Consider the following 23,451-nt stretch of genomic DNA (forward strand, 5'->3'; position numbering starts at 1 on the left):
ACCAAAACGGTGACGTCTGAGCCCTTGACGTCACCAAAACGGTGACAGGACGTCACCAAAACAGTGACGAAACCGGCCTTTTCAGGTGGGGTGACGTCACCAAATCAGTGACACCCTTAATTACCATATACACCGGCGATTTAAGGCTGCGCCGAAAGAGCCGGAAAGGCTCAAGCGCCAGCACCGTTACCACCATTGCCAGCGTTCGCTGTGGCTCTGGCTAGCATGGCTGGAGCGGCAGGGGTGAGATAAGACGATCGGGTTCGTCTCAAGCGTTTGCATGTGCTTTGCAATGCATTTGCATGGCGGTTTTCACTGCAATATCAATGACTTGCGGTGGCATCACCCGCAATCGCCCTCATTGATTGAAGCAAAACACGACGCACGTTCAACAATATCAATGGCTTAGGCGTGATGTTTCGCTGATCGACCCGGCACCGGCTGCGCATTCAGGAATAGCCCTTCCATGCGATGAAACGTTAGGAAGTGTGATAGTTATCAAAGTCTTGGCCTGAAGGTATGATAGGGGCACCCAATTGGAGGTGCGCCTGTGACCGTCGCAACCGAACTGCTCTCCCAAGCCAAGAGCCACGCCCGCGTTGACCATGACGACGAGGACGCGACGATTGCGCTGATGCTGGCAACCGCATTGGCTGATGTTGCGCACGCTGCGGCCTTTGGCCTGCCCGCCACGCTGGCCGAGCTTCCCGCCGATCTGCAATTCGCGGCCTGCGATCAATTCAGCCTGCTTTACGACAACCGGGGCGGCGTGACCGAACGAGATCGCCCGCTTGGGCTGTCGCTGGCCGCGTCACGCATCTGCGCGCGCTATCGCGGCGTCTCGCTGGGCGAGGTGGCGGAATGACCGAGGCCGCGCCGACCAAGCGCCCGAGGGGCAGGCCCCGCAAGACTGGTCCCAATGCCGAGACTTCGGAGGGGGCCGGGACCGGCGGTCGGACTGTTCCTCTCGCTCTCCCGGAAAAATCGGGCGGGGAGGATTGGACGCCCGGCCCAATCAAGAGCCGGGCGTTTAACTCATACAGCCAAAAGCGTGCGTTCGGCGGCGATGCACGCTCTCTTCTCGGTGTCCGTAAGGAAGACGGTGATGGCTCCCGCCCCTTGGTGTTGGGAAAGCCCGAGTGCGATGCAATGGATTGCTTCGTAGCTGGGGCCTCGACGGTTCTTCGGCAGGTCGCGCAATCGCGACGTGAGGGCCAAAATAAGCGCTTCGGCATCGTCGGCACTCAAGGTCTTCTTCCAAGTTGGGTTAGTGTTTGTCATGGCGCGTTCTCCACATGGCACAAAGATCCAGCGGCTAAGCGCCGCTCAATTGAATATGCCGTGCCATGCCTTGCCGTGACCACGCTCGGGCGCATGAGCCCCCCGAACCTACGGCCGAAGCCGCGCAGCAAGGGTAGACGCACCAATTCTCGACGTCAAGTGATAGGATTCTGCTGATGGTCGCGGAAACGGTGATCGGCTTCCTTGAAACCCTGAAAATTCCCGAGGGGCCGAAGGCTGGCGAGCCTCTGCGGTTGGCCGAATATCAAAAGGCTTTCGTGCGCGGCGCGATGGCTCCGGGCATCATGGTGGGCTGCCTCTCGATCGGGCGCGGCAATGCCAAGACCGCGCTTTCGGCGGGCATTGCGCTTGGCTCTTTGATGGGCGTTTGGGATGCCCAACCCCGGCGCGAAATCCTCATGGCCGCGAGAAACCGCGACCAAGCCAAAACCGCCTTCGGCTTCATGGTCGGCTTCATCAATGGGCTGTCGGAGGAAGATCAAGGGCTGTTCACCATCCGGCGCGGCTCACGGCTGGAGATCGAATATTCCGCCAATGGCGAAGGGCTGGCAAGGTGCATCGCAGCCGATGGCCGCTCGATCCTTGGCGGCGCTCCGACGCTGGCGATTTTGGACGAGAGGGCGGCATGGGAACGCGAAAAAGGCGACCGGCTAGAAGACGCGATTTTGTCGGGCCTCGGCAAACGCGATGGCCGGGCGTTGATCATCTCGACCTCGGCGCCCGATGACGCGAACACCTTTTCTCGGTGGCTGGACGAACCGCCCCCCGGAACCTTCGTTCAGGAACACCGGCCCCCGTTCGGGCTGCCCGCCGATGATCTGGAAAGCCTTCTGATTGCCAACCCCGGCGCGGGTGAAGGCATCGGCGCAAGCCCCGAATGGCTGGTGGCACAAGCCCGGCGGGCGATCGCGCGCGGCGGCTCTGCGCTGTCCAGCTTTCGCAACCTCAACCGGAACGAACGGGTTTCGAGCGAAAGCCGATCGGTGCTTTGCAGCGTCGACGAATGGTTGAGCGCGGAATGCGCGCCCGATGATCTGCCCGAGCGGGCCGGGCCTTGCGCGCTGGGCGTCGATCTGGGCGGCTCTCGTTCCATGTCGGCGGCGGCGTTCTACTGGCCCGACACCGGGCGGCTTGAGGCTGTCGGCACCTTCCCCGGCGCCCCCGGCCTTGCCGATCGAGGGGCCGCCGATGGCGTGGGTGATCGGTATTCGCAGATGCACGACCGGGGCGAATTGACGGTGATGGGCGAGGCGACGGTGCCGCCCGGCCCGTGGCTGGCCGAAGTCGTGCGGCGCCTCGACGGGGGGCAACCGGCCTGCATCTGCGGCGACCGTTTCCGCAATGCCGAGTTTATCGAGGCGATGGACAAGGCGGGCCTGTCGCGGGTGCCGGTGATCTGGCGCGGCTTTGGCTGGAAGGACGGTTCCGAAGACATCGAACGGTTTCGCCGCGCGCTCTTTGACGGCGAAATCTCCGTCGCCCCTTCGATGCTTCTGCGCTCCGCCTTTTCCGACGCGATCACGCTGGTTGATCCGGCAAACAACCACAAGCTGGCGAAAGGGCGCTCTCTGGGACGCATCGACGCTGCGGCGGCAACCGTGCTGGCCGTGGCGCAGGGGGCGCGCATGAAGGCCACGCCAGAGCGCAAGCCGAAGGTGGCGTGGTTGTGAGCAAGCGCGACGAACACATTCGCTACTCGAAGCACGTCACGCGCACCAAGCGCTGGGCGGTGCTGCGGCAGGCGATCCTTGAGCGCGACGGCTGGGCCTGCCGGTGCTGCGGCGAGCGGCGGCGGCTTGAGGTGGACCATATCCAGCCGGTGCGACTGCGCCCGGATTTGGCCTTCGAACCCCGGAATTTGCAGGCGCTTTGCCCGCGCTGCCACACGAAAAAGACCCGGCTCGAGGTCGGGCACAAACCGAAATCCCCCGCGCGAAAGGCGTGGGATGCAGCCGTTGCCGAACTGGCGACGAAACCCAACCCGGCAATGGAGAATTGAACATGCTGGCCTCTACGACGATTGCCAAACGGCAAAGTGAAATCCGCCAGACCCTTGCAGGCCTGTGCGGCAAGGCGACCCCGACCGAGGACGAAACCCGCCAGATGGGCGACCTCGACCGCGAATATCAGACCAACGAAACCCGCTATCGCGCGGCGCTCATTGCCGAAGACACCGAGCGGCGCGAAGCGGGGGCCGATCTGGAAACCCGGGCGGGCCGTGAATGGTCTGACCTGATCGCCGGTTTCCAGATGCGCCAGGTGATCGGCGCGCTGAATGAAGGTCGCGCGCTGGACGGCCAGACCGCCGAAGTCGTGACCGAGCTGCGCAACGCGGGCGGCTATCGCGGCATTCCGGTGCCGCTGATGGCGCTCGAAGCGCGGGCCGGCGAAACGGTCTCGACCGGCACCCCGGACCCGATGCAAACGCGCCCGATCATCGACCGCCTGTTCCCGGCCTCTGTCGCGGCGCGCATGGGCGCGCAGATGATCCAGATCGGTTCCGGCGCGGTGGAATGGCCGGTGGCGACCTCTGCCGTGACGGCGGGATGGGCGGCGAGCGAAACCGGCAGCATCCCCGATCCGACCGCTTACGAAACGACCGACAAGTCGCTGAAGCCCGAGCAAACGATGGGCGTTCAAATGCGGATCACCCGCAAGGCGCTGTTGCAGTCGGGCGAGGCGCTGGAAGCGGCGATCCGGCGCGACATGAACGGGGCGATGGCGGCGGAACTCGATCGCGCGATCTTCCTCGGCACCGGCGCGGACGGGCAACCTCTGGGTGTGATCACCGGCGCCGCGACCTATGGCATCACCTCGACCGCGATCGACGCAGCGGCATCATGGGGCGCTTATCGCGAGGCCGTGGTGCGCTTCATGGCGGCGAATGCGGCGGGCGGGCCGGGGGGCGTCAATCTGATGATCCGCCCCGAGGTCTGGAATTTCATGGATGACGCCGAGGCCTTCGCGGGCACCGCCGTGACGGAATGGGACCGCCTGCTGAAGAACATCCCGGCGGGCAATATCGCCATGTCTTCGACCGCGCTTGCGGCTCCGGTTGCTGATGCCTGCACCTCGCTCCTGACCACCTCGGCGGGCGGCGTGGCGCCGGTCTTCGTTGGCATGTGGGGCGCCGTGGACCTGATCCGCGATCCGTTCAGCGATGCCGCCTCGGGCGGGCTGCGCCTGACCGCGCTGACCACCTGCGACGTGACCGTCGCGCGCGGTGCGCAGCTTGAACTCCTGACCGGCGTGCAGGTGGCGTGATGCTCTGGGGCGGAAATCTCGGAACGCTGGAAATCCGCGCGGAAGGTGGGGCAACCCACCTTTCGGCCCGGTTCCCCTATGGCGCCGAAACCGAGCTGGCACCGGGGCGGCGCGAGGTTTTCGCCCCCAATGCCTTCCGGGCGCGGATCGAGGCGGGCGAGGAAATCCACCTGCTCAGCCAACACGACTATGCAAAGCCCCTCGCCAGCACGGCGGCGGGCACCCTGCGGCTTCGCAGCACCGACACCGCGCTTGAGATCCGCGCAACGGTGGACGGCTCGACCACCTGGGCGAAAGACTTCCTTGCGGCGCATCGGGCGGGCCTCATTCGCGGCCTGTCGCCCGGTTTCCGGGTGCCGAACGGCGGCGATCGAGTGGAACGGCGCGGCGCGGATCTTCTGCGCACAGTTACGGCGGCGCAGCTGTTCGAGGTCTCGGCCGTCACGGTTCCGGCCTATCCCGCCGCGCAGATCGAGGCGCGGGGCTGGGAAACGCATCAAGACCGGCAGCCCTTCGCGGGCGCGGTTCACCCCCTCAATCGGTGGAGGCTCTGACATGTGGCCGTTCAAACGGAAACTGGAACAGCGCGACACGCTGGCGGCAGGCTATACGGCGGCGATCCTTGCCGCGCGGGAAAGCTATATCTCGGGCGTGTCGGGGATCGCGGAACTGACCGCGACGGTTCAAACCTGTGTCACGCTCTGGGAATCGGCCTTCGCGCTGGCCGATGTGACCGGCACCGACCTGCTGGACCGGCGCACGATGGCGCTCATTGCCCGATCGGCGGCGATGCGGGGCGAGGCGGTGCTGTTGATCCGCGATCGGCTCATTCCCTGCGCCGATTGGGATCTGAGCACCCGCGACGGCATCCCCCGCGCCTATCGCGTCACGGTCTCGGAGGCGGGCGGCTCGACCTCGCAAACCGTCTTGGCGGGCGAGGTGCTGCACCTGCGGCTGGGCGTTGACCCGGTGGCGCCTTGGACGGGACAAGCGCCGCTGCGCCGCGCCAGCCTCTCGGCCTCGCTCTTGCATGAGATCGAGACCGCGTTGCGCGATACCTGGCAGAATGCCCCGATGGGCTCGCAGATCGCGCACATGCCGGAAGGCTCTGCCGGTGATATGGCGGCGATGCGCAATGCCTTCAAAGGGCGGCGCGGTGCGGCGCTGGTGGTCGAAGGCGTGGCGCAGGCGACGGCGGCAGGCATGAACCCGAACCTTGGCCGCAGCCCGGACCAACTGACCCCCGATCTGCAACGCGCCATGCCTGCCGAGCTGCTGGACGCGGCGCGCGGCGCGATCTTCGCAAGCTATGGCGTGCTGCCCGCGATGTTCTCGCAGGCCGCGCAGGGGCCGCTTGTGCGCGAGGCGCAACGGCATCTGGCGCAGGTCATCATGCAGCCCATGGCGATGCTGCTGGCCGAGGAAGCGACCGAGAAGCTGGGCGGGGCGGTCAAGATTGACGTGGTGCGCCCGATGCAGGCTTTCGACGCCGGCGGCAAGGCTCGGGCGCTGGCGACAATGGTGGGCGCGCTGGCGCAGGCGAAAGAGGCCGGGATCGAGGGCGCGACGTTGAACGATGCTCTCAGCTTCATCGACTGGGCGGACTGAGCCATGCTTCAGCTTCCCCCGCATCTTATCAATCGGAGAGAACGGCGGGCGCGCGATGCCCGCCGGGGCCGCATGGGCGAGGCGCGGTATAACGCCTTGGTCGTGGAACTGGCCCGTGTGATCCGGCTTGCCTTTCAGGCGGGCGCGACGGGCAGCCTGTGGGGCCTCGAAGGGCCGCTTCGGGCGGGCATCCGCTCCGATCTGTGCTTGCAGGGCTGGGGGTGGAGCGCCGCCGATCTGATGGCGCGGGAAGTGCTCGAGGACGCTCACCGCATCGCAGGGGCGATCCGCCCGACATGGAACGAGGGACAACCGGAATGGACGATCGAGGCCGGAACACTGATCGAGCGGACCCGCTGCGCGAACTGCGGCAAGGAATTGCCCGAGACGCGCCACAAGTTTTGCTCCGACCTCTGCGCGAGTGCCATGCACATGCGGGTTCGGCGGATCAAGGAGGCGAACGAAGAAACGGCGCTCGACATGGCGGTGAGGAACACCCTCTAAGTGCGGAATGCGAGTGGTGCGGCGGGCCGTTGCCCGAGGGCGCGACTGCGCGGCGGATGTATTGCAGCGGGAAGTGCAAGAACGCTGCGAACAATGCCCTTGTTGCGCAGGCGCGTGCCGAGGCGCGCAAGGGGCGCATCTGTCCGATGTGTGGCGGGCCGGTTCCTGATCATCTTCGGGCCGATACGATCTATTGCAGCAGACTTTGCCAAAGAAGGGCGAGTAAGGCTTATGCGCGTGGCAAGCGCGAGAAGACGTGCGCCCATTGCGGCAAGCCGTTCTTTGCTCACCACGACACGCAAAGGTTCTGCTCGGTGCGATGCGGGCACAGGGTCTCGCCGATCGAGCCCAAGCCGTGCGCGCATTGCGGCATGATGTTCACGGGCAGGCCGGGGCAACGATTCTGCGGCAAGCCCTGCACCACGGCGGCGCGCTGGGCAGCGGGCGGGATGAAATTACCAACCCGGCGCAAGGGCGGCTGACCTGTTCCCCCGGTGTTCCCCCAAAGCAAAACCCCGCCGAATGGCGGGGCTTTTTGCTTTGTAAGCCTTTGATTTATTTGGTGGAGCCAAGGGGGGTCGAACCCCTGACCTCTTGAATGCCATTCAAGCGCTCTCCCAACTGAGCTATGGCCCCACCGGAGGTCTGCAGCGCGTCGCCGCCCTGCGTGGGGGGTCGTATAAGGCCCCCCCAGACAGGGCGCAAGAGGAATTTCCGCTCCCCTCGCGTTTTTTTCGAAAACCCGTTTCGCCCCCGCCCCGCGCACCGGACATGCGCGCAAAGCAAAGGGCGCGAGGCCTGGCCCCGCGCCCGTATCGCCTTGAAAAGACGATCAGTTCTCTTCTTCGCCGCCGGGAACGTCGGCGATGTCGTCGAGCGAGACGTTGTCGTCCTCGTCATCCTCGAGCAGATCGTCGTCGAGATCGACATCGCCCGAATCCTCGTCGAGATCCTCGTCGGACAGATCCTCGACATCGAGATCGTGTTCCCGCGGAGCCGCCTTGTCGGCGACCAGAACGCGACCGCGGCCCGCCGCCGTCAGGTTCTCGACCGTGAAGCTGTTGCCGCAGACCGGGCAGGTCATCGGGTCTTTCATCAGATCGTAAAAGCGGCTCGCGCAATGCGGGCAGAGGCGCTTGACGCCCCATTCCTCTTTCGGCATGGAATTCTCCTGGCAAGCTCTTTCGCACAGAGTCGCAGCCAACTGCCACAAGACCCGCGGGGTGTCAAAGGCTTTTCGCGCCGAACGCCCCGTCACCGCCGCCGCGCGCGCCGAAGTGCCGAAGCCCGAGTGCCGAGAAGGGGCCGATGACGATCCAGGATCACGAGCTCAGATCGCTGCCCGGCGTCCGCGTCGCGCTGAAGCGCTCGGCCCGGGCGCGCCGCTTCGCCCTGCGGGTGAGCCGGGTCGACGGCGCCGTCACCCTCACGCTGCCGCCGCGCGCGCCGCTGGCCGAGGCGATCGCCTTCGCCGAGGGGCAGGCGGACTGGCTTGCCCGCGCGCTCGCACAGATGCCGCAGGCGCGCCGCCCGGCCTTTGGCGCGACGCTGCCCTTCGAGGGCGTCGAATGCCGGATCGAGGCGGGGGCGGTGCGCGCCCCGCGGCTCGAGGGGGCGCGGCTGATCGTGCCGGCGGGGGAGGAGCGGCTCGCGCTGCGGCTCGAGACCTTCCTCAAGCATTGCGCGCGCGCCCGCCTGCAGGCCGCGACCGAGCGCCACGCCGCCGCGCTGGGCCGGCCCTTCCGCCGCATCACCCTGCGCGACACCCGCTCGCGCTGGGGCTCCTGCGCGCCCGACGGTTCGCTCAGCTATTCCTGGCGGCTGATCATGGCGCCGCCCGCGGTGCTCGATTACGTCGCCGCCCATGAGGTCGCCCATCTCGCGCAGATGAACCATTCGCCCGCCTTCTGGGCCGAGGTCGCGCGGCTGATGCCCGGCTACGAACCCCATCGCCGCTGGCTCAAGCGCGAGGGCGGCGCGCTGCAGGCGATTCGCTTTCGCGACTGACGAAAGCGCCAGTTGACGGAGGGGCGATTTGTGATCACAAACGCCCCATGACCACGATCACCACCCGCCCGATCGAGACCGCGGCGCATGACCGGCTTTATCGCCAGCTGCGCCTGCAGATCATGCATGGCGAGATCGCGCCGGGCGAGGCGCTGACGCTGCGCGGGCTGGCGAAACAATACGGTCTCTCGATGACCCCGGTGCGCGAGGCGCTGCGCCGGCTGATCGCCGAGGGGGCGCTGATGCTCTCGGCCTCGGGGCGGGTGACGACGCCCGAACTTTCCAACGAGCGGATCGAGGAGCTTGCCGCGCTGCGTGCGCTGATCGAGCCGGAGCTTGCCTCCCGCGCGCTGCCGCGCGCGCACCTTGCGCTGATCGACCGGCTGAGCGCGATCAACGTCTCGAATGCGGAGGCGGTCGCGAAGCACGATGCGGTGGCCTACATCCGCACCAATCTCGAGTTTCACCGCACGCTCTACCTGCGCGCCCAGGCGCCGGCGATGCTCGCCGTGATCGAGACGGTCTGGCTCCAGCTCGGCCCCACGATGCGCGCGCTTTACGGCCGCGTGCAGCGCAACGAGCCGCCGCGCCATCACCGGCTGATCCTGGCCGCCCTGCGCGCAGGCGACGAGCCGGGGCTGCGCCTGGCCGTGCGCACCGACGTGACGCAGGGGCTGCGCCACCTCGCGCAGTAGGCGCTTGACGCGCGCCGCGGTGCCGTCATGCTGCAGGGCAGCAACGGAGGCGCCGATGACGAGCGAGACGATCCCCAGCCAGCTGACCGAGGCCGAGCGCCGCACCTTGCAGATGACGGTGCTGATGACGCCCGACATGGCGAATTTCTCGGGCAAGGTGCATGGCGGCGCGCTCTTGAACTGGCTCGACCGCGTCGCCTTCTCGCTCGCCTCGCGCTACTCGGGGCGTTATGCGGTGACGCTGAGCGTCGATCAGGTGATCTTCAAGGAACCGATCCATGTCGGCGAGCTGGTGCTGTTCCGCGCCGCGGTGAACCACACGGGCCGGACCTCGATGGAAATCGGCATCCGGGTCGAGGCGGAGAACATCACCAAGGGCTCGCGGCGCCACACCAACAGCTGTTATTTCACGATGATCGCGGTCGATGAGGCGGGGCGCCCGGCGGAGGTGCCCAAGCTCGTGCCCGCGAGTGAGGTCGAGGCGCAGCGCTGGCACGCGGCCGAGATGCGCAAGGCGCTGCGGCGCGAATTCGCCGAGAAGATGGCGGCCACCTCGCAGGTAAGCTGAGCGGGGCAGGGGCGCTGCCCCTCGGCCTGCGGCCTCACCCCGGGATATTTCCTCTCTATAGAAACATGTCTTCTACAGAGCCGAAATATCCCCGCCGGAGGCAAAAGGCGGCCCGAAGGCCGCCTTTTTCATTCCTGCAAGCTGGCGCGGGCTCAGGCGTGGATCGCGCCGTCGCCACAGGCAAGCGCCGCCTCGCGCACCGCTTCCGAGAAGGTCGGGTGGGCGTGGCAGGTCAGCGCGACATCCTGCGCCGAGGCGCCGAATTCCATCGCGACGCAGATCTCGTGGATCAGCTCGCCCGCCGAGGGCCCGATGATGTGGCAGCCGAGGATGCGGTCGGTGCCCGCATCGACGATCAGCTTCACGAAGCCTTCCGACTGGAACACCGCCTTCGCGCGGCCATTGCCCATGAAGGAGAACTTGCCGACCTTGTAGGCGCGGCCTTCCTGCTTCAGCGCCTCTTCGGTCTTGCCGACCGAGGCGACCTCGGGGGTGGTGTAGATCACGCCGGGGATCACGTCGTAATTCACGTGGCCATGCTTGCCGGCGATCACCTCGGCCACCGCCATGCCCTCGTCCTCGGCCTTGTGGGCGAGCATCGGGCCGGTGATCGCATCGCCGATCGCATAGATGCCGGGGACCGAGGTCGCCCAATGCGCGTCGGTCTTCACCTGGCCGCGCGGCAGCATCTCGACGCCCACCGCCTCGAGGCCGAGCCCCGCGGTGTAGGGCTTGCGGCCGGTCGCGACGAGCACCACCTCGGCCTCGAGCGCGGCTTCGCTCTCGTCCTTGCGCAGCTTGTATTTGACGGTGTTCTTGCCCTTGCCCTTCTCGACGCCCTGCACCGCGGCGCCGAGCACGAATTTCAGGCCTTGTTTGGACAGGATCTTCTGGAAGTTCTTGGCGATCTCGCCATCCATGCCGGGGGTGATCGCGTCGAGATATTCGACCACGGTCACTTCGGCGCCAAGGCGGGCATAGACCGAACCCATCTCGAGCCCGATGACGCCCGCGCCGATCACCACCATCGACTTCGGGATCTTCGGCAGCGAAAGCGCGCCGGTCGAGGTGACCACGGTCTCCTCGTCGATCTCGATCCCCGGGAGCGAGGCGGGTTCCGAGCCGGTGGCGATCACGATCGCCTTGGCGGAATGCACCTCCTCGCCGACCTTCACCTGACCCGCGGCGGGGATCGAGCCCCAGCCCTGCAGATAGGTCACCTTGTTCTTCTTGAAGAGGAACTCGATGCCCTTGGTGTTGCCGTCGATGACGTCCTGCTTGTAGGACTGCATCTTCGCCCAGTCGACCTTCACCTTGGCACCGGTGAGGCCCATCTTCTCGAAATTCTCATGCACCTCGTGCAGCTCGTGCGTCGCATGCAGGAGCGCCTTCGAGGGGATGCAGCCCACGTTGAGGCAGGTGCCGCCCAGGGCGCCGCGGCCCTCGACACAGGCGGTTTTCAGCCCGAGCTGGGCGCAGCGGATCGCGCAGACATAGCCACCCGGGCCGCCGCCGATCACGATAACGTCGAAGTCTGCCATCTCATTCTCCTCGTTCAGGGCGAGGCGCTTGGCCTCGATTTTGACTTGGCGTGGCCCGCATGGCCACGCGGATCAGGTAAGTGTGCTTCGCCGGGCAAGGCGAAGGGTCCAAAGCACGAGCACCACCGAAAGGATCACGGCGCCGCCCCAAAAACCGACGAAGACGGGCAGCACCTTAGGTGGGACCACCCGCCCCCAGGCCGCTTGATCGACGTGTCCCCAGACACCGACGAGGCTTGCGCCGAGGTGCAGGAACGCCGTCGGCACGGCCAGTCGACTGCGACGCAACAGGAAGAGCCCGCACAGGAACAGCGCCCCCCAAGCGAGCAGGTCGAAGGGCCAGAGCGGAACCTTGGCCGACAAGATTCGCGGCAGGTTCGGTTCCCCTTGGTCATAGCCCCCTAGCCGCCACATCAGCACGAGGTTCACGGCGGCCCAGATCACCAAGGCGGCCGCGACGATGCGTGCGAAACCGGAGAGAGGGGGGCTGGACGGTGTCACTGGCCGGGGTCCGATCGCTTGCACGGGGCATCGGCTTCACGCCCCCGCTCGGGTCGGGCGCTGCCCTCCGAGCGGTGAGTGTGAAGCCGGTCCCTCATCGGATCACAGATCCAGCAGCAGGCGGCGCGGGTCTTCCAGCGCTTCCTTGACGCGCACGAGGAAGGTCACCGCGCCCTTGCCGTCGACGATGCGGTGATCGTAGCTCAGCGCCAGATACATCATCGGGCGGATCACGATCTGGCCGTTCACCACGACCGGGCGATCCTGGATCTTGTGCATGCCGAGGATGCCCGACTGCGGCGGGTTCAGGATCGGCGAGGACATCAGCGAGCCATAGACGCCGCCGTTCGAGATGGTGAAGGTGCCGCCCTGCATTTCCGCCATCGTCAGCTTGCCGTCACGGGCGCGCTTGCCCTTTTCGGCGATCGCCTTCTCGATGTCGGCGAAGGACATCTGGTCGGCGTCGCGGATCACCGGAACGACGAGGCCGGTGGGCGTGCCCGCGGCGACGCCCATGTGGACGTAGTGCTTGTAGACGACATCGCCGCCGTCGATCTCGGCGTTGACCTCGGGCACTTCCTTCAGCGCGTGGCAGCAGGCCTTGGTGAAGAAGGACATGAAGCCCATCCGCACGCCGTGCTTCTTCTCGAACTGGTCCTTGTACTCGTTGCGCAGCGCCATGATGCCCGACATGTCGACCTCGTTATAGGTCGTGAGCATCGCGGCGGTGTTCTGCGCGTCCTTCAGGCGGCGCGCGATGGTGGCGCGCAGGCGCGTCATCTTCACGCGCTCCTCGCGGGCGGCGTCATCGGCCGGAACCGGCGCGCGCGGCACCGAGGCCGGGGCGGGCGCGATCGAGACGGCGGGGGCGGCAGCCGGCGCGGCCTTCGCGGCGGCGACGTCTTCCTTCATGATCCGGCCATCGCGGCCGGTGCCGGTGACCTGCGACGGCGAGAGGCCGGCCTCGGCCATCGCCTTCTTCGCCGAGGGGGCGTCCTCGACATCCTTGCCGGCCGGGGCAGGGGCCGCGGCGGGCGCGGCGGCGGGCGCGGCGGCCGGGGCGGCGACGGCACCGGCGGCGCCTTCGGCGACGACGGCGAGCTTCGCGGCGGCGGCGACGGTGGTCCCCTCGGGGGCGACGATCTCGGTCAGCACGCCGGCGACGGGCGAGGGCACCTCGACCGAGACCTTGTCGGTTTCGAGCTCGCAGAGCATCTCGTCGACGGCGACGGTGTCACCGACCTTCTTGAACCAGGTCGAAACCGTGGCTTCGGAGACGCTCTCGCCCAGGGCGGGCACCATTACATCCGTCATCTTGACCTCTTTGGATTGCGGCGCGGCCGATTGAGGGGCTGCCGGGCCTTCGGATTTCGATTGCGGCGCCGCGGCGGCGGCACCGGCTTCATTGATCATCGCGAGGAGCGCATTGACGCCCACCGTCGTGCCTTCGGGCGCGACGATCTCGCCGAGCGTGCCGGCGGCGGGCGCCGGCACCTCGACGGTGACCTTGTCGGTCTCGAGCTCGCAGAGCATCTCGTCGGCTGCGACCGCGTCACCCGGCTTCTTGAACCAGGTGGCGACGGTGGCCTCGGAAACGCTTTCGCCAAGCGTGGGAACGCGGACTTCGATCGCCATGGCTCAGCCCTCCAGCGCGTCGTGGACGAGCGCTTCCTGCTCGGCCTTGTGGCGCGAGGCGAGACCGGTCGCCGGCGAGGCCGAGGCGGCGCGGCCGGCGTAGCGCGGACGGCCGTGCTTCGCGTCGATCTTCGAGAGCACCCATTCGATGTTCGGCTCGACGAAGGTCCAGGCGCCCTGGTTCTTCGGCTCTTCCTGACACCAGATCACCTCGGCGTCCTTGAAGCGGCTCAGTTCCGTGACCATCGAATGCGCCGGGAACGGGTAGAACTGTTCGAGACGCAGGATGTAGACATCCTCGAGGCCGCGCTTGTCGCGTTCCTGGAGCAGGTCGTAATAGACCTTGCCCGAGCAGATCACGACGCGCTTGATCTCGCTGTCCGGCTTCACCGTGAAGGTCGAATTGCCGGTCTTCTGCGCGACGTCGGCATCGTCCCACATCACGCGGCGGAAGAAGGAGCCGGTGGTGAACTCTTCCGCGGTCGAGACGCAGAGCGGGTGGCGCAGGAGCGACTTCGGCGTCACCAGGATCAGCGGCTTGCGGAAGTTGCGGTGGATCTGCCGGCGCAGGATGTGGAAGTAGTTCGCCGGGGTCGAGCAGTTCGCCACGATCCAGTTGTCTTCCGCCGAGAGCTGCAGGAAGCGCTCGAGACGCGCCGAGCTGTGCTCGGGGCCCTGGCCCTCGAAGCCGTGCGGCAGCAGGCAGACGAGGCCCGACATGCGCAGCCACTTGCGTTCGCCCGAGTTGATGAACTGGTCGAACATGATCTGCGCGCCGTTGGCGAAGTCACCGAACTGCGCTTCCCAAAGCGTCAGCGCGTTGGGTTCCGCCAGCGAATAGCCGTATTCGAAGCCGAGCACCGCATATTCCGAGAGCATCGAGTCGATGACCTCGTAACGCGACTGGCCGGGCTTGATGTGGTTGAGCGGGTAGTAGCGCTCTTCCGTCGACTGGTCGATGAAGGCCGAATGGCGCTGCGAGAAGGTGCCGCGGGTGCAGTCCTGACCCGAGAGGCGCACCGCGAAACCTTCGGTGAGCAGCGAGCCGAAGGCCATCGCCTCGGCGGTCGCCCAGTCGAAGCCCTTGCCGTTCTCGAACATCGCCTTCTTCGCCTCGAGCTGGCGCGCGACGGTCTTGTGGATGTCGAAATTGTCCGGATGCGAGGTCAGCGCCTTGCCCACCTCGGCCATCAGCTCGGGCGAGATCGGCGTGACGCCGGCGTCGTAATCCTGGGTTTGGCGGTCGAGATGCTTCCAGCGGCCGTCGAGCCAGTCGGCCTTGTTCGGCTTGAACGCCTTGCCGATCTCGAACTCGCTGTTCAGCGTGGACTGGAAGGCGGCCTTCATGTCCTCGATCTCGCCTTCCGGGATCAGCCCGTCGGCCACGAGACGCTCGGTGTAAAGCTGCAGCGTGGTCTTGTGGCCCTTGATGTTCTTGTACATCGCCGGGTTGGTGAACATCGGCTCGTCGCCTTCGTTGTGACCGAAGCGGCGGTAGCAGAAGATGTCGATCACCACGTCCTTGTGGAACTGCTGGCGGAACTCGGTGGCGACCTTGGCGGCGTGGACCACGGCCTCCGGGTCGTCGCCGTTGACGTGGAAGATCGGCGCCTCGACCATCAGCGCGATGTCGGTCGGGTAGGGCGAGGAGCGCGAGAAGTGGGGCGCGGTGGTGAAGCCGATCTGGTTGTTCACCACGATGTGGATGGTGCCGCCGGTGCGGTGGCCGCGGATGCCCGAAAGCTGGAAGCATTCCGCCACCACGCCCTGGCCGGCAAAGGCCGCGTCGCCGTGCAGCAGAACCGCCATCACCTGGGTGCGGTCATGGTCGTTGAGCTGGTCCTGCTTCGCGCGCACCTTGCCAAGCGCCACCGGGTTCACCGCCTCGAGGTGCGAGGGGTTCGCGGTGAGCGAGAGGTGCACGTTATGGCCGTCGAAGGTCCGGTCCGAAGAGGCGCCGAGGTGATATTTCACGTCGCCCGAGCCGTCCACGTCGTCGGGCTTGTAGGAGCCGCCCTGGAATTCGTGGAAGATCGCGCGATAGGGCTTCATCATCACATTGGCGAGCACCGACAGACGGCCGCGGTGCGGCATGCCGAAGACGATCTCCTTCAGGCCGAGATTGCCGCCGCGCTTGATGATCTGTTCCATCGCCGGGATCAGCGCTTCGCCACCGTCGAGGCCGAAGCGCTTGGTGCCCATGTATTTGACATGCAGGAACTTCTCGAAGCCCTCGGCTTCGACAAGCTTGTTCAGGATCGCGCGCCGGCCCTCGCGGGTGAACTGGATCTCCTTGCCGTAGCCCTCGATCCGCTCCTTCAGCCAGGCGGCTTCCTCGGGGTTCGAGATATGCATGTATTGCAGCGCGAAAGTGCCGCAATAGGTGCGCTTGAGCACGTCGATGATCTGCCGCATCGAGGCGACCTGCATGCCGAGCACGTTGTCGATGAAGATCGGGCGATCCATGTCGGCATCGCTGAAGCCGTAGCTCTTCGGATCGAGCTCGGGGTGGCTCGTCTCGTCGCGCATGTGCAGCGGGTCGAGTTCGGCGATCAGGTGGCCGCGGATACGGTAGGCGCGGATGATCATGATCGCGCGCACCGAATCGAGCACCGCGCGTTTCACGGCTTCTTCCGAAACCTCGACGCCGGCGGCCTTGGCGGCGGATTTGATCTTGTCGCCGGCGGCTTTCGCCTCTTTCGAGGGCAGCATCGGCCATTCGCCGGTGAGCGCGGCGGTCAGATCGTCGGCCGGGGTCGGCGGCCAGTCGGAGCGCGACCAGCTCGCGCCGTCGGCGGCGTGCTTGACGTCAAGCTCGGCATCGCCGAGCGAGGCGAAGAAGGCGGCCCAGGCCGGATCGACCGAAGCGGGATCGGCAGCGTATTGGGCGTAGAGATGTTCGACGTAATCCGCGTTGGCGCCTTGCAGGAAGGACGAAGCGTGGAATTGATCGTTGGGGGATTGGTCGTTCATGACGGTTTCCTTGAGGCGGCTGAGGGGCCAGTGAGGGGCGGGGGCGGCGGGCTCAGGTCGTGCAGTCCACCACGAGCACCTTCAGCCCGGGTTCCCGGTCCGAAGGCTCTGTGACGTAGGACGACTTCAGCCCCTTGCCATAGGAGGCGCAGAGCTTCGCGGGCGCGGCGGTGACCGCCGGTTTCTGCGCGGCGAAGAAGTCGAAGTAGATATAGGAACGGCGCGCATCGCCGCTGACCGCGGAGACGGCGTCGCCATTGATGCCGGTGATCTGTTCGAACATCCCGTGCGAGCGTTCGTCCCGCGGCACCGGGGGCGCGAGCGGGCCCTCGATGCCGGGTCCGGTCGGGGATCCGGCCTCCATGCAGCCCGCGAGCGAAAGAAGCAGCGTGGCGCCGAGCGAAGGCGCGAGGAGAGATCGCATTTCCGGCTCCGGCTTAGCGATAGGGGGAGGCCGTGCCCGGCAGGCCGGCGGCCTGGCCGCAGGCGATGTCGTAGCCGCCACCGGCGTTCTCGGCGCCGCACTGGGCGGCGGTGCCGTCGACGATGGTGCCGTTCGAGCGTGCCGAATTGGCGGTGGCGTAGCCGGTCGCGCCGGTCGGCGTGGTGCCCGCGGGAACCTTGGTCTGGCCGATGATCGGGAAGGTCGTGATCGGGCCGTAGGCCGACGGCGGGATCGGCTCTTTGCCCGCGGTGCTGCAGGCCGCGAGCGCGAGCGCCGCGAGGGTGAGGATTGCGGTGGTCTTCTTCACTTCCATACTGACCTCCCAGTCAAAGGCCGCGTCCGGCCCGGTAAGTGCACTCGTCAAGGCGAAGGGGCATCCCCCTTGGCGCTGGCGGGTGGAGAGGGCGCCGCGGTTTCCCGCGACGCCCGTCTGTCTCATTCGCCCTTGATCGCCTTCATCACGGCTTCGCCGAGATGGGCCGGGCTGTCGGCGACCACGATGCCCGCCGATTTCATCGCTTCGATCTTCGAGCCGGCATCACCCTTGCCGCCCGAGACGATCGCGCCGGCGTGGCCCATGCGGCGGCCGGGAGGAGCGGTGCGGCCCGCGATGAAGCCGGCGGTCGGCTTCCAGCGGCCCTTCTTCTTCTGTTCCTTGAGGAACTCGGCGGCCTCTTCCTCGGCCGAACCACCGATTTCGCCGATCATGATGATCGAGGTGGTTTCCGGATCGTCGAGGAACATGTCGAGCACGTCGATATGCTCGGTGCCCTTGATCGGGTCGCCACCGATGCCCACGGCCGAGGACTGGCCGAGGCCGATGTCGGTCGTCTGCTTCACCGCTTCATAGGTCAGCGTGCCCGAACGCGACACGACGCCGACCGAACCGCGCTTGAAGATCGAGCCCGGCATGATGCCGATCTTGCATTCGTCGGGGGTCATGACGCCCGGGCAGTTCGGCCCGATCAGACGCGACTTCGAATCGATCAGCGCGCGCTTCACCTTCATCATGTCGAGCACCGGAATGCCCTCGGTGATGCAGACGATCAGCTCGATCTCGGCGTCGATCGCCTCGAGGATCGAGTCCGCGGCGAAGGGCGGCGGCACGTAGATCGCGGTCGCATTGGCGCCGGTCTTGGCCACGGCCTCGTGGACCGAGTTGAACACCGGCAGGCCGAGGTGCTCGGAGCCGCCCTTGCCCGGCGTCACGCCGCCGACCATCTGGGTGCCGTAGGCGATCGCCTGTTCGGTGTGGAAGGTGCCTTGCGAGCCGGTGATGCCCTGGCAGATGACCTTGGTGGATTTGTTGACGAGGACTGCCATGTTCTTAGCCCTTCACAGCTTTCACGATTTTCTGCGCGCCGTCGGCGAGGTTGTCCGCCGCGATCACGTTCAGGCCGGATTTCGAGATGATCTCCTTGCCCAGCTCGACGTTGGTGCCTTCGAGGCGCACCACCAGCGGAACCTTCAGCCCGACTTCCTTCACCGCGGCGATGACGCCCTCGGCGATGATGTCGCAGCGCATGATGCCGCCGAAGATGTTGACCAGGATGCCCTTCACGTTCGGGTCCGAGGTGATGATCTTGAAGGCTTCGGTGACCTTTTCCTTGGTCGCGCCGCCGCCCACGTCGAGGAAGTTCGCCGGCTCCGCACCGTAGAGCTTGATGATGTCCATCGTCGCCATGGCGAGGCCCGCGCCGTTCACCATGCAGCCGATCTCACCGTCGAGCGCGATGTAGTTCAGGTCGTATTTCGAGGCCTCGAGTTCCTTCGGATCCTCTTCGGTCTCGTCGCGCAGCGCCATGATGTCCGAGTGACGGTAAAGCGCGTTGTTGTCGAAGCCGAGCTTGGCGTCGAGCAGCTTGAGATTGCCGTCGGTCATCACGATCAGCGGGTTGATCTCGAGCATCTCCATGTCCTTCTCGATGAAGGCACGGTAGAGGTTCTTGACCAGCGCGACGCACTGCTTGACCTGCGCGCCTTCGAGCCCGAGGGCGAAGGCCACGCGGCGGCCGTGGAAGTCGCTCAGCCCGGTCGCCGGGTCGACGGAGAAGGACATGATCTTCTCGGGGGTCGAGGCCGCGACTTCCTCGATGTCCATGCCGCCTTCGGTCGAGACGACGAAGGAGACGCGCGAGGTCTGGCGGTCAACCAGCAGCGCGAGATAAAGCTCGCGCGAGATGTCCGAACCGTCTTCGATGTAGATGCGGTTCACCTGCTTGCCGGCGGCGCCGGTCTGGTGCGTCACCAGCGTGCGGCCGAGCATCTGCTTGGCGAGCTCGGCGGCCTCTTCGACCGACTTCGCGAGGCGGACGCCGCCCTTTTCGCCGGCTTCCGGCTCCTTGAACTTGCCTTTGCCACGGCCACCGGCGTGGATCTGGGCTTTCACGACCCAGAGCGGGCCGTCGAGTTCGCCCGCGGCGGTCTTGGCGTCTTCGGCCTTGAGGACCGCGCGGCCGTCCGAGACCGGGCAGCCATAGCTCTTGAGGAGCTGCTTGGCCTGATATTCGTGGATGTTCATGGCAGAGTTCCCATGCTGGTGCGATTTGGTCGGTGGTGTGGCACATCCGGGCGGTGTTACAAACCGATAAATGTGCGTTTCGGCGGTTTCCGGCCGGAAAACCGCATTTTGTGATCACAGGTTTCGAGGCTGTGATCACAATTCCCGGGGCGATAGCGGAAACGCTGCGCTGCGACTCGATCCGGGGGGGCAAGAATGCTGCATTTGCAGCATTTTCCGCCGTGGCGCAGCATTTTCGGTCGCGCGCGGGCGCGCGGGCGATCAGATCTTGCCCGGCCGCGGGGCGGCTGACAGGATGGGGCGAATGAGAAACGGGCGAGGCGGAGCGATGGCGACAGGGCAGGAGGCAAGCTGGGGCGTGGCGGCGCTGGTCGACGAACCGGCGGCGCTGATCGCGGCGTTTGCGGCCTATCACCTCGATCGTGGCGCGGCTCAGGTGCATCTTTGCCTCGACCGGCCGAACCCGGAGGCGCGCGATCTGCTGGCCGGTCTGCCGGGGGTTGTGGTGACCGAGTCCGGCGCCGACGGTTGGCGCTTTCACGGCGTCGGCAAGCGCCCGCAGAAACATCTCGGCCGGCAGAAATACCATGCGAGCCGGGTGCTCGCCGAGACGAATCTCGACTGGATCGTGCATTGCGATGCCGACGAATTCGTGCAGCCGGTGACGGGGGAGAGCGTCGGCGCGGTGCTGGGCGCGGTGCGGCAGGGCGCCTCCTGGGCGAAGATCCCGGTGGCCGAACGCGCGCATCTGACTGGCGCGCCGGAGCCCGACCTGTTCCAGGGCGTGTTCCGCCTGCCCTGGGACGATTTCGAAAGCCGCGGCGCGCGGATCTACGGCGACGCGTCGATGATGCTTCTGCACGGCGGGCTTTGCGGGCACCGGCTCGGCAAGGCGGCGGTGCGCGCGGGGCGCGGCCTTTTCGTCGGCGTGCACCGGCCGATGCGCGACTGGAAGGGCGCCGATCGCGAGATCCCGGTCGAAGGGCTCAACACGCTGAAATTGCTGCATTTCGATGGTCTGACCGAGCTGCATTACGCGCTCAAGATGATGCGTCGCGCGCTCAATGCGCTCGGCGACAACCCGCCCTCGCACGGGGCCTCGCGGCGGCTGCAATATCTGACGATGGCGGAGGAGGCGACGAATGTCGCGCATCTGCACGAGCAATATGCGGCGACGAAGGCGATCGACGCCGAACAGGCCGAGGCGCTGGAAAATCTCGGCGTGCTCGGCCGCTGGCAGCCGGAGATCGCCGAGCGCACCGCCCGCGTCTTCGGCCGCGCGATTGACCTGTCGCCGGCCGCCTTCGACCGCGCGCTTTTGCGCCACGAACGCGAGATGATCCTGCGCGCGGCGCAGACCTTCGGCTTCGACCCGCTGCCGCTCGTCAGTTCAGCGTGATCGCCATGAAGGCGCCGTTGCGGTTGCCCACCAGGGTGACGAACTGGCGCCAGTTCGCGGCGTCGATCGGCGGCGCGGCGGTGAAATAGGGGGCGAGCGCCCATCCCTGGACCACGCCCGGCAGGTCGAGCGGCGCCGGCGCGTCGAGCCAGGCGGCCAGGTCGATGCCCACCGATTTCGCGCGCCAGAACGGGATGCTGCGGCGGCCCTCGAGCAGCGCCGCGCCATCGTCGAGCACGGCCTGCCAGCGCGTGCCGAGTCCCGGCGGAAAGGCGAAGCCGAGCATCGAATCCTGCCGGTCGTTCGGGATCCATTCGGCCTGATTGTCGGTCTCCTGCGCCACCAGCGCCCAGAACCGGCGGTTGTCGGCGATCATCGCGCGCCAATGCGCCGCGGCGGCGCGGGTATGCGCGGGATCGGGCTGATGGCTGAGGGTTTCGAGCAGGATCGGGAACAGATCGAGATAGCCATCATAGGCGTCGAAGCGGGAGGTGCCCCCCTGCGTTTTCAGGGCCTGCAGCCGCTCCCGCGTGCCGCGCGCCCTGGCGATCGCCGGTTCGAGATCGAAGGCCAGCGCCATCTCGCCGATCCCCGCGAGCACATGCGCATAGGCCGAAAGCCAGGCCGCATCGGCCGCGTCGAAGCGCACGATCGGCGGGGTGTCGCCCGACCCCCGCGCCCGGCCGAGCCCCGCCATGCGCCGCAGGAGCGGGGTGGCGGCCTCACGCAGGCCGCGCTGGCCATCGCCGTCGATATCGAACCAGAGATCGTTGAAATTCAGCACGAAGCCCGGATCGGCGCCTTCGGGGAGATCGGCCAGCGCCGCGCTGCACCGCTCCATCGCCGCAACGAAGTCGCGCGTCGCGGCGTCGAGCGCGCCGGGGGCGAGCGGACGCTCGAGCCCCGGCGGTGCGACCGGGGAGAGCGGCGGCAGAAACAGGCTGATGTCCCGGGGCGACGAAATCTGCGCGCGCAGCCGTGCGGCGCCTTCGACCCCGGCCAGAAACGCGAGCCCGGCGCGGGCGAAGCGCTCGTCCGGCGTCGGATCGGGCAGCGCGGCGAGGCGTGCGAGCGTCGCGCCGATCCCCCGGGCGCCGATCTCGGCCGAGATCGGATCGACTGCCGGCGTCCCGGCGCGCGGGATCTTCTCGATCGCGGGGGCAGGGGCCTCCTGCGCGGCGGCGACAAGCGGCAGGGCGGCAATCAGGGCGGCGGCAAACAGGCGCATGAAATCCTCGCAACGAAAAGGGCGCCCCCGAAGGAGCGCCCCCAATCTCGTCGCAAAAACTCAGGCGATCAAGCCAGGGTCGGGTCGATGCCCTTGCAGGCCGCCACGAGCCCCTTCACCGAGTCGACCGACTTGTCGAACATCGCCTGCTCGTCCTTGTTCAGCTTGATGTCGATGACCTTCTCGATGCCACCGGCGCCGATGATCGTCGGCACGCCGACATAGATCCCGTCGAGGCCGAGCGCGCCCTTGACGTAGGCGGCGCAGGGCAGAACGCGCTTCTGGTCCTTGAGATAGGCTTCCGCCATCTCGATCGCCGAGGTGGCCGGCGCGTAGAAGGCCGAGCCGGTCTTCAGCAGGCCGACGATCTCGGCGCCGCCGTCACGGGTGCGCTGGATGATCGCGTCGAGCTTTTCCTGCGAGGTCCAGCCCATTTCGACCAGGTCCGGCAGCGGGATGCCGCCAACGGTCGAATAGCGGGCAAGCGGAACCATCGTGTCGCCGTGGCCGCCCAGAACGAAGGCGGTGACGTCGCGCATCGAGACGCCGAATTCGGTCGCGAGGAAGTGACGGAAGCGCGCCGAGTCGAGCACGCCGGCCATGCCGACGACCTTTTCCGCGGGCAGGCCCGAGAACTGCTGCAGCGCCCAGACCATCGCGTCGAGCGGGTTGGTGATGCAGATCACGAAAGCGTTCGGAGCGTATTTGCCGATGCCTTCGCCGACCGACTTCATCACCTTGAGGTTGATGCCGAGCAGGTCGTCCCGCGACATGCCGGGCTTGCGCGGCACGCCGGCGGTCACGATGCAGACGTCGGCGCCGGCGATGTCCTCGTAGCTGTTGGTGCCCTTGAAGACACCGTCGAAGCCTTCGGAGGGGCCCGATTCCGCGATGTCGAGGGCTTTGCCCTGCGGCGTGCCTTCGGCGATGTCGAACAGGACGACGTCACCGAGTTCTTTGATCGCGGCGAGATGGGCGAGCGTGCCGCCGATCTGGCCGGCGCCGATAAGGGCGATCTTGGGTCGGGCCATGGGGATCCTCCAAAGGTCAGGGATGGGTTGAAACTGACGCGGATGGGTTAGCCCTTCGCGCCCCGTCTGGCAAGGGCGCAGCGTGGCCGCACAGGGGGATGTGCGTCCCGGTATGCGATTGCATGCCGAAAAAACCCGGCGTTTGCGCTAAACATTCCGGCGCCTGCGGGGCAAGTTCGCCGCGCGGGGCGCCGCTGCGGGGCAGGGGCGGGCCGATTCTCGGAGGGGT

23 protein-coding genes and 1 tRNA gene are annotated in these 23,451 nt (G+C 66.8%); 11 read left to right on the plus strand and 13 right to left on the minus strand.

What is annotated here, in order from left to right; genetic code table 11:
• Positions 1-550 precede the first annotated feature (550 nt).
• Positions 551-865, plus strand: coding sequence for a head-tail connector protein (locus AB7U46_RS02780; RefSeq protein WP_428335407.1), 315 nt, complete (start codon positions 551-553; stop codon positions 863-865).
• Positions 866-1,035: 170 nt separating this feature from the next.
• Here AB7U46_RS02780 and AB7U46_RS02785 read toward each other — a convergent pair whose 3' ends face one another.
• Positions 1,036-1,281 (minus strand): hypothetical protein, encoded by a 246-nt coding sequence (locus tag AB7U46_RS02785; RefSeq protein WP_428335408.1) that lies wholly within the window; start codon positions 1,279-1,281, stop codon positions 1,036-1,038.
• Positions 1,282-1,457: 176 nt separating this feature from the next.
• On the opposite strand from AB7U46_RS02785, the gene AB7U46_RS02790 reads away from it, so the two are divergent.
• Genes AB7U46_RS02790 through AB7U46_RS02815 form a run of 6 tightly spaced genes read left to right on the plus strand, consistent with a single transcriptional unit; the run spans position 1,458 to position 6,678 of the window.
• The gene (locus AB7U46_RS02790; protein ID WP_428335409.1) at positions 1,458-2,972 is read left to right on the plus strand and encodes a terminase large subunit domain-containing protein; all 1,515 of its coding nucleotides are present in this window, start codon (positions 1,458-1,460) and stop codon (positions 2,970-2,972) included.
• Positions 2,969-3,301: an HNH endonuclease gene (locus tag AB7U46_RS02795; RefSeq protein ID WP_428335410.1), complete on the plus strand. Its 333-nt coding sequence runs from the start codon at positions 2,969-2,971 to the stop codon at positions 3,299-3,301. Before AB7U46_RS02790 ends, AB7U46_RS02795 begins: the two co-directional genes overlap by 4 nt.
• A 2-nt stretch (positions 3,302-3,303) precedes the next feature.
• Positions 3,304-4,566: a phage major capsid protein gene (locus AB7U46_RS02800; protein ID WP_428335411.1), complete on the plus strand. Its 1,263-nt coding sequence runs from the start codon at positions 3,304-3,306 to the stop codon at positions 4,564-4,566.
• Positions 4,566-5,120, plus strand: a complete 555-nt coding sequence (locus AB7U46_RS02805; RefSeq protein ID WP_428335412.1) for an HK97 family phage prohead protease — start codon at positions 4,566-4,568, stop codon at positions 5,118-5,120. Before AB7U46_RS02800 ends, AB7U46_RS02805 begins: the two co-directional genes overlap by 1 nt.
• Position 5,121: 1 nt before the next feature.
• Positions 5,122-6,174, plus strand: a complete 1,053-nt coding sequence (locus AB7U46_RS02810; RefSeq protein ID WP_428335413.1) for a phage portal protein — start codon at positions 5,122-5,124, stop codon at positions 6,172-6,174.
• Between the two features lie 3 nt (positions 6,175-6,177).
• Entirely contained in the window at positions 6,178-6,678 is a 501-nt protein-coding gene (locus tag AB7U46_RS02815; protein WP_428335414.1) for a hypothetical protein, read from the plus strand.
• A 560-nt stretch (positions 6,679-7,238) separates the two neighbouring features.
• Here the strand turns inward: AB7U46_RS02815 and AB7U46_RS02820 are convergent.
• Together AB7U46_RS02820 and AB7U46_RS02825 are read right to left on the minus strand one after the other, a co-directional pair.
• Positions 7,239-7,314: transfer RNA gene (locus AB7U46_RS02820), tRNA-Ala, on the minus strand.
• A 196-nt stretch (positions 7,315-7,510) separates the two neighbouring features.
• Positions 7,511-7,840 carry a TIGR02300 family protein gene (locus AB7U46_RS02825; RefSeq protein WP_428335415.1) on the minus strand — a complete coding sequence of 110 codons (330 nt, stop codon included), beginning with the start codon at positions 7,838-7,840 and terminating at the stop codon, positions 7,511-7,513.
• Between the two features lie 146 nt (positions 7,841-7,986).
• Between AB7U46_RS02825 and AB7U46_RS02830 the strand changes: the two genes are divergently transcribed.
• The 3 genes from AB7U46_RS02830 to AB7U46_RS02840 are packed head-to-tail and all read left to right on the plus strand — an operon-like array spanning position 7,987 to position 9,948.
• On the plus strand, positions 7,987-8,685 hold the full coding sequence (locus AB7U46_RS02830) for a M48 family metallopeptidase (RefSeq protein ID WP_428335416.1): 699 nt from the start codon (positions 7,987-7,989) through the stop codon (positions 8,683-8,685).
• 47 nt (positions 8,686-8,732) lie between these two features.
• A complete protein-coding gene (locus tag AB7U46_RS02835) occupies positions 8,733-9,380 on the plus strand; it encodes a GntR family transcriptional regulator (protein WP_428335417.1) in 648 nt (215 codons plus the stop codon).
• Between the two features lie 55 nt (positions 9,381-9,435).
• Entirely contained in the window at positions 9,436-9,948 is a 513-nt protein-coding gene (locus AB7U46_RS02840; RefSeq protein ID WP_428335418.1) for an acyl-CoA thioesterase, read from the plus strand.
• A 152-nt stretch (positions 9,949-10,100) separates the two neighbouring features.
• Here AB7U46_RS02840 and lpdA read toward each other — a convergent pair whose 3' ends face one another.
• From lpdA to sucC, 8 genes are all read right to left on the minus strand, one after another.
• The gene (gene lpdA, locus AB7U46_RS02845; RefSeq protein ID WP_428335419.1) at positions 10,101-11,489 is read right to left on the minus strand and encodes a dihydrolipoyl dehydrogenase; all 1,389 of its coding nucleotides are present in this window, start codon (positions 11,487-11,489) and stop codon (positions 10,101-10,103) included.
• A 72-nt stretch (positions 11,490-11,561) separates the two neighbouring features.
• The gene (locus AB7U46_RS02850; protein WP_428335420.1) at positions 11,562-11,990 is read right to left on the minus strand and encodes a hypothetical protein; all 429 of its coding nucleotides are present in this window, start codon (positions 11,988-11,990) and stop codon (positions 11,562-11,564) included.
• Between the two features lie 102 nt (positions 11,991-12,092).
• Positions 12,093-13,625, minus strand: a complete 1,533-nt coding sequence (gene odhB, locus AB7U46_RS02855; RefSeq protein ID WP_428335421.1) for a 2-oxoglutarate dehydrogenase complex dihydrolipoyllysine-residue succinyltransferase — start codon at positions 13,623-13,625, stop codon at positions 12,093-12,095.
• 3 nt (positions 13,626-13,628) lie between these two features.
• Positions 13,629-16,598: a 2-oxoglutarate dehydrogenase E1 component gene (locus tag AB7U46_RS02860; RefSeq protein ID WP_428335422.1), complete on the minus strand. Its 2,970-nt coding sequence runs from the start codon at positions 16,596-16,598 to the stop codon at positions 13,629-13,631.
• A gap of 52 nt (positions 16,599-16,650) precedes the next feature.
• Positions 16,651-17,022, minus strand: a complete 372-nt coding sequence (locus tag AB7U46_RS02865) for a hypothetical protein (RefSeq protein WP_428335423.1) — start codon at positions 17,020-17,022, stop codon at positions 16,651-16,653.
• 13 nt (positions 17,023-17,035) lie between these two features.
• Positions 17,036-17,407 carry a hypothetical protein gene (locus AB7U46_RS02870; RefSeq protein ID WP_428335424.1) on the minus strand — a complete coding sequence of 124 codons (372 nt, stop codon included), beginning with the start codon at positions 17,405-17,407 and terminating at the stop codon, positions 17,036-17,038.
• A 71-nt stretch (positions 17,408-17,478) separates the two neighbouring features.
• The gene (gene sucD / locus AB7U46_RS02875) at positions 17,479-18,366 is read right to left on the minus strand and encodes a succinate--CoA ligase subunit alpha (protein ID WP_428335425.1); all 888 of its coding nucleotides are present in this window, start codon (positions 18,364-18,366) and stop codon (positions 17,479-17,481) included.
• Positions 18,367-18,370: 4 nt separating this feature from the next.
• A complete protein-coding gene (sucC, locus tag AB7U46_RS02880) occupies positions 18,371-19,564 on the minus strand; it encodes an ADP-forming succinate--CoA ligase subunit beta (RefSeq protein WP_428335426.1) in 1,194 nt (397 codons plus the stop codon).
• A gap of 328 nt (positions 19,565-19,892) precedes the next feature.
• Here sucC and AB7U46_RS02885 point away from each other — a divergent pair, with 328 nt between their 5' ends.
• Positions 19,893-20,963 (plus strand): glycosyltransferase family 2 protein, encoded by a 1,071-nt coding sequence (locus tag AB7U46_RS02885; protein WP_428335427.1) that lies wholly within the window; start codon positions 19,893-19,895, stop codon positions 20,961-20,963.
• Here AB7U46_RS02885 and AB7U46_RS02890 read toward each other — a convergent pair.
• A complete protein-coding gene (locus AB7U46_RS02890; protein WP_428335428.1) occupies positions 20,950-22,191 on the minus strand; it encodes a hypothetical protein in 1,242 nt (413 codons plus the stop codon). The genes AB7U46_RS02885 and AB7U46_RS02890 overlap by 14 nt on opposite strands.
• A gap of 68 nt (positions 22,192-22,259) precedes the next feature.
• A complete protein-coding gene (gene mdh / locus AB7U46_RS02895) occupies positions 22,260-23,222 on the minus strand; it encodes a malate dehydrogenase (protein ID WP_428335429.1) in 963 nt (320 codons plus the stop codon).
• Positions 23,223-23,451: the final 229 nt, after the last annotated feature.

Origin of the sequence: Paenirhodobacter sp. (assembly GCF_050177655.1) — a bacterium.
Lineage (GTDB): Bacteria > Pseudomonadota > Alphaproteobacteria > Rhodobacterales > Rhodobacteraceae > Rhodobacter.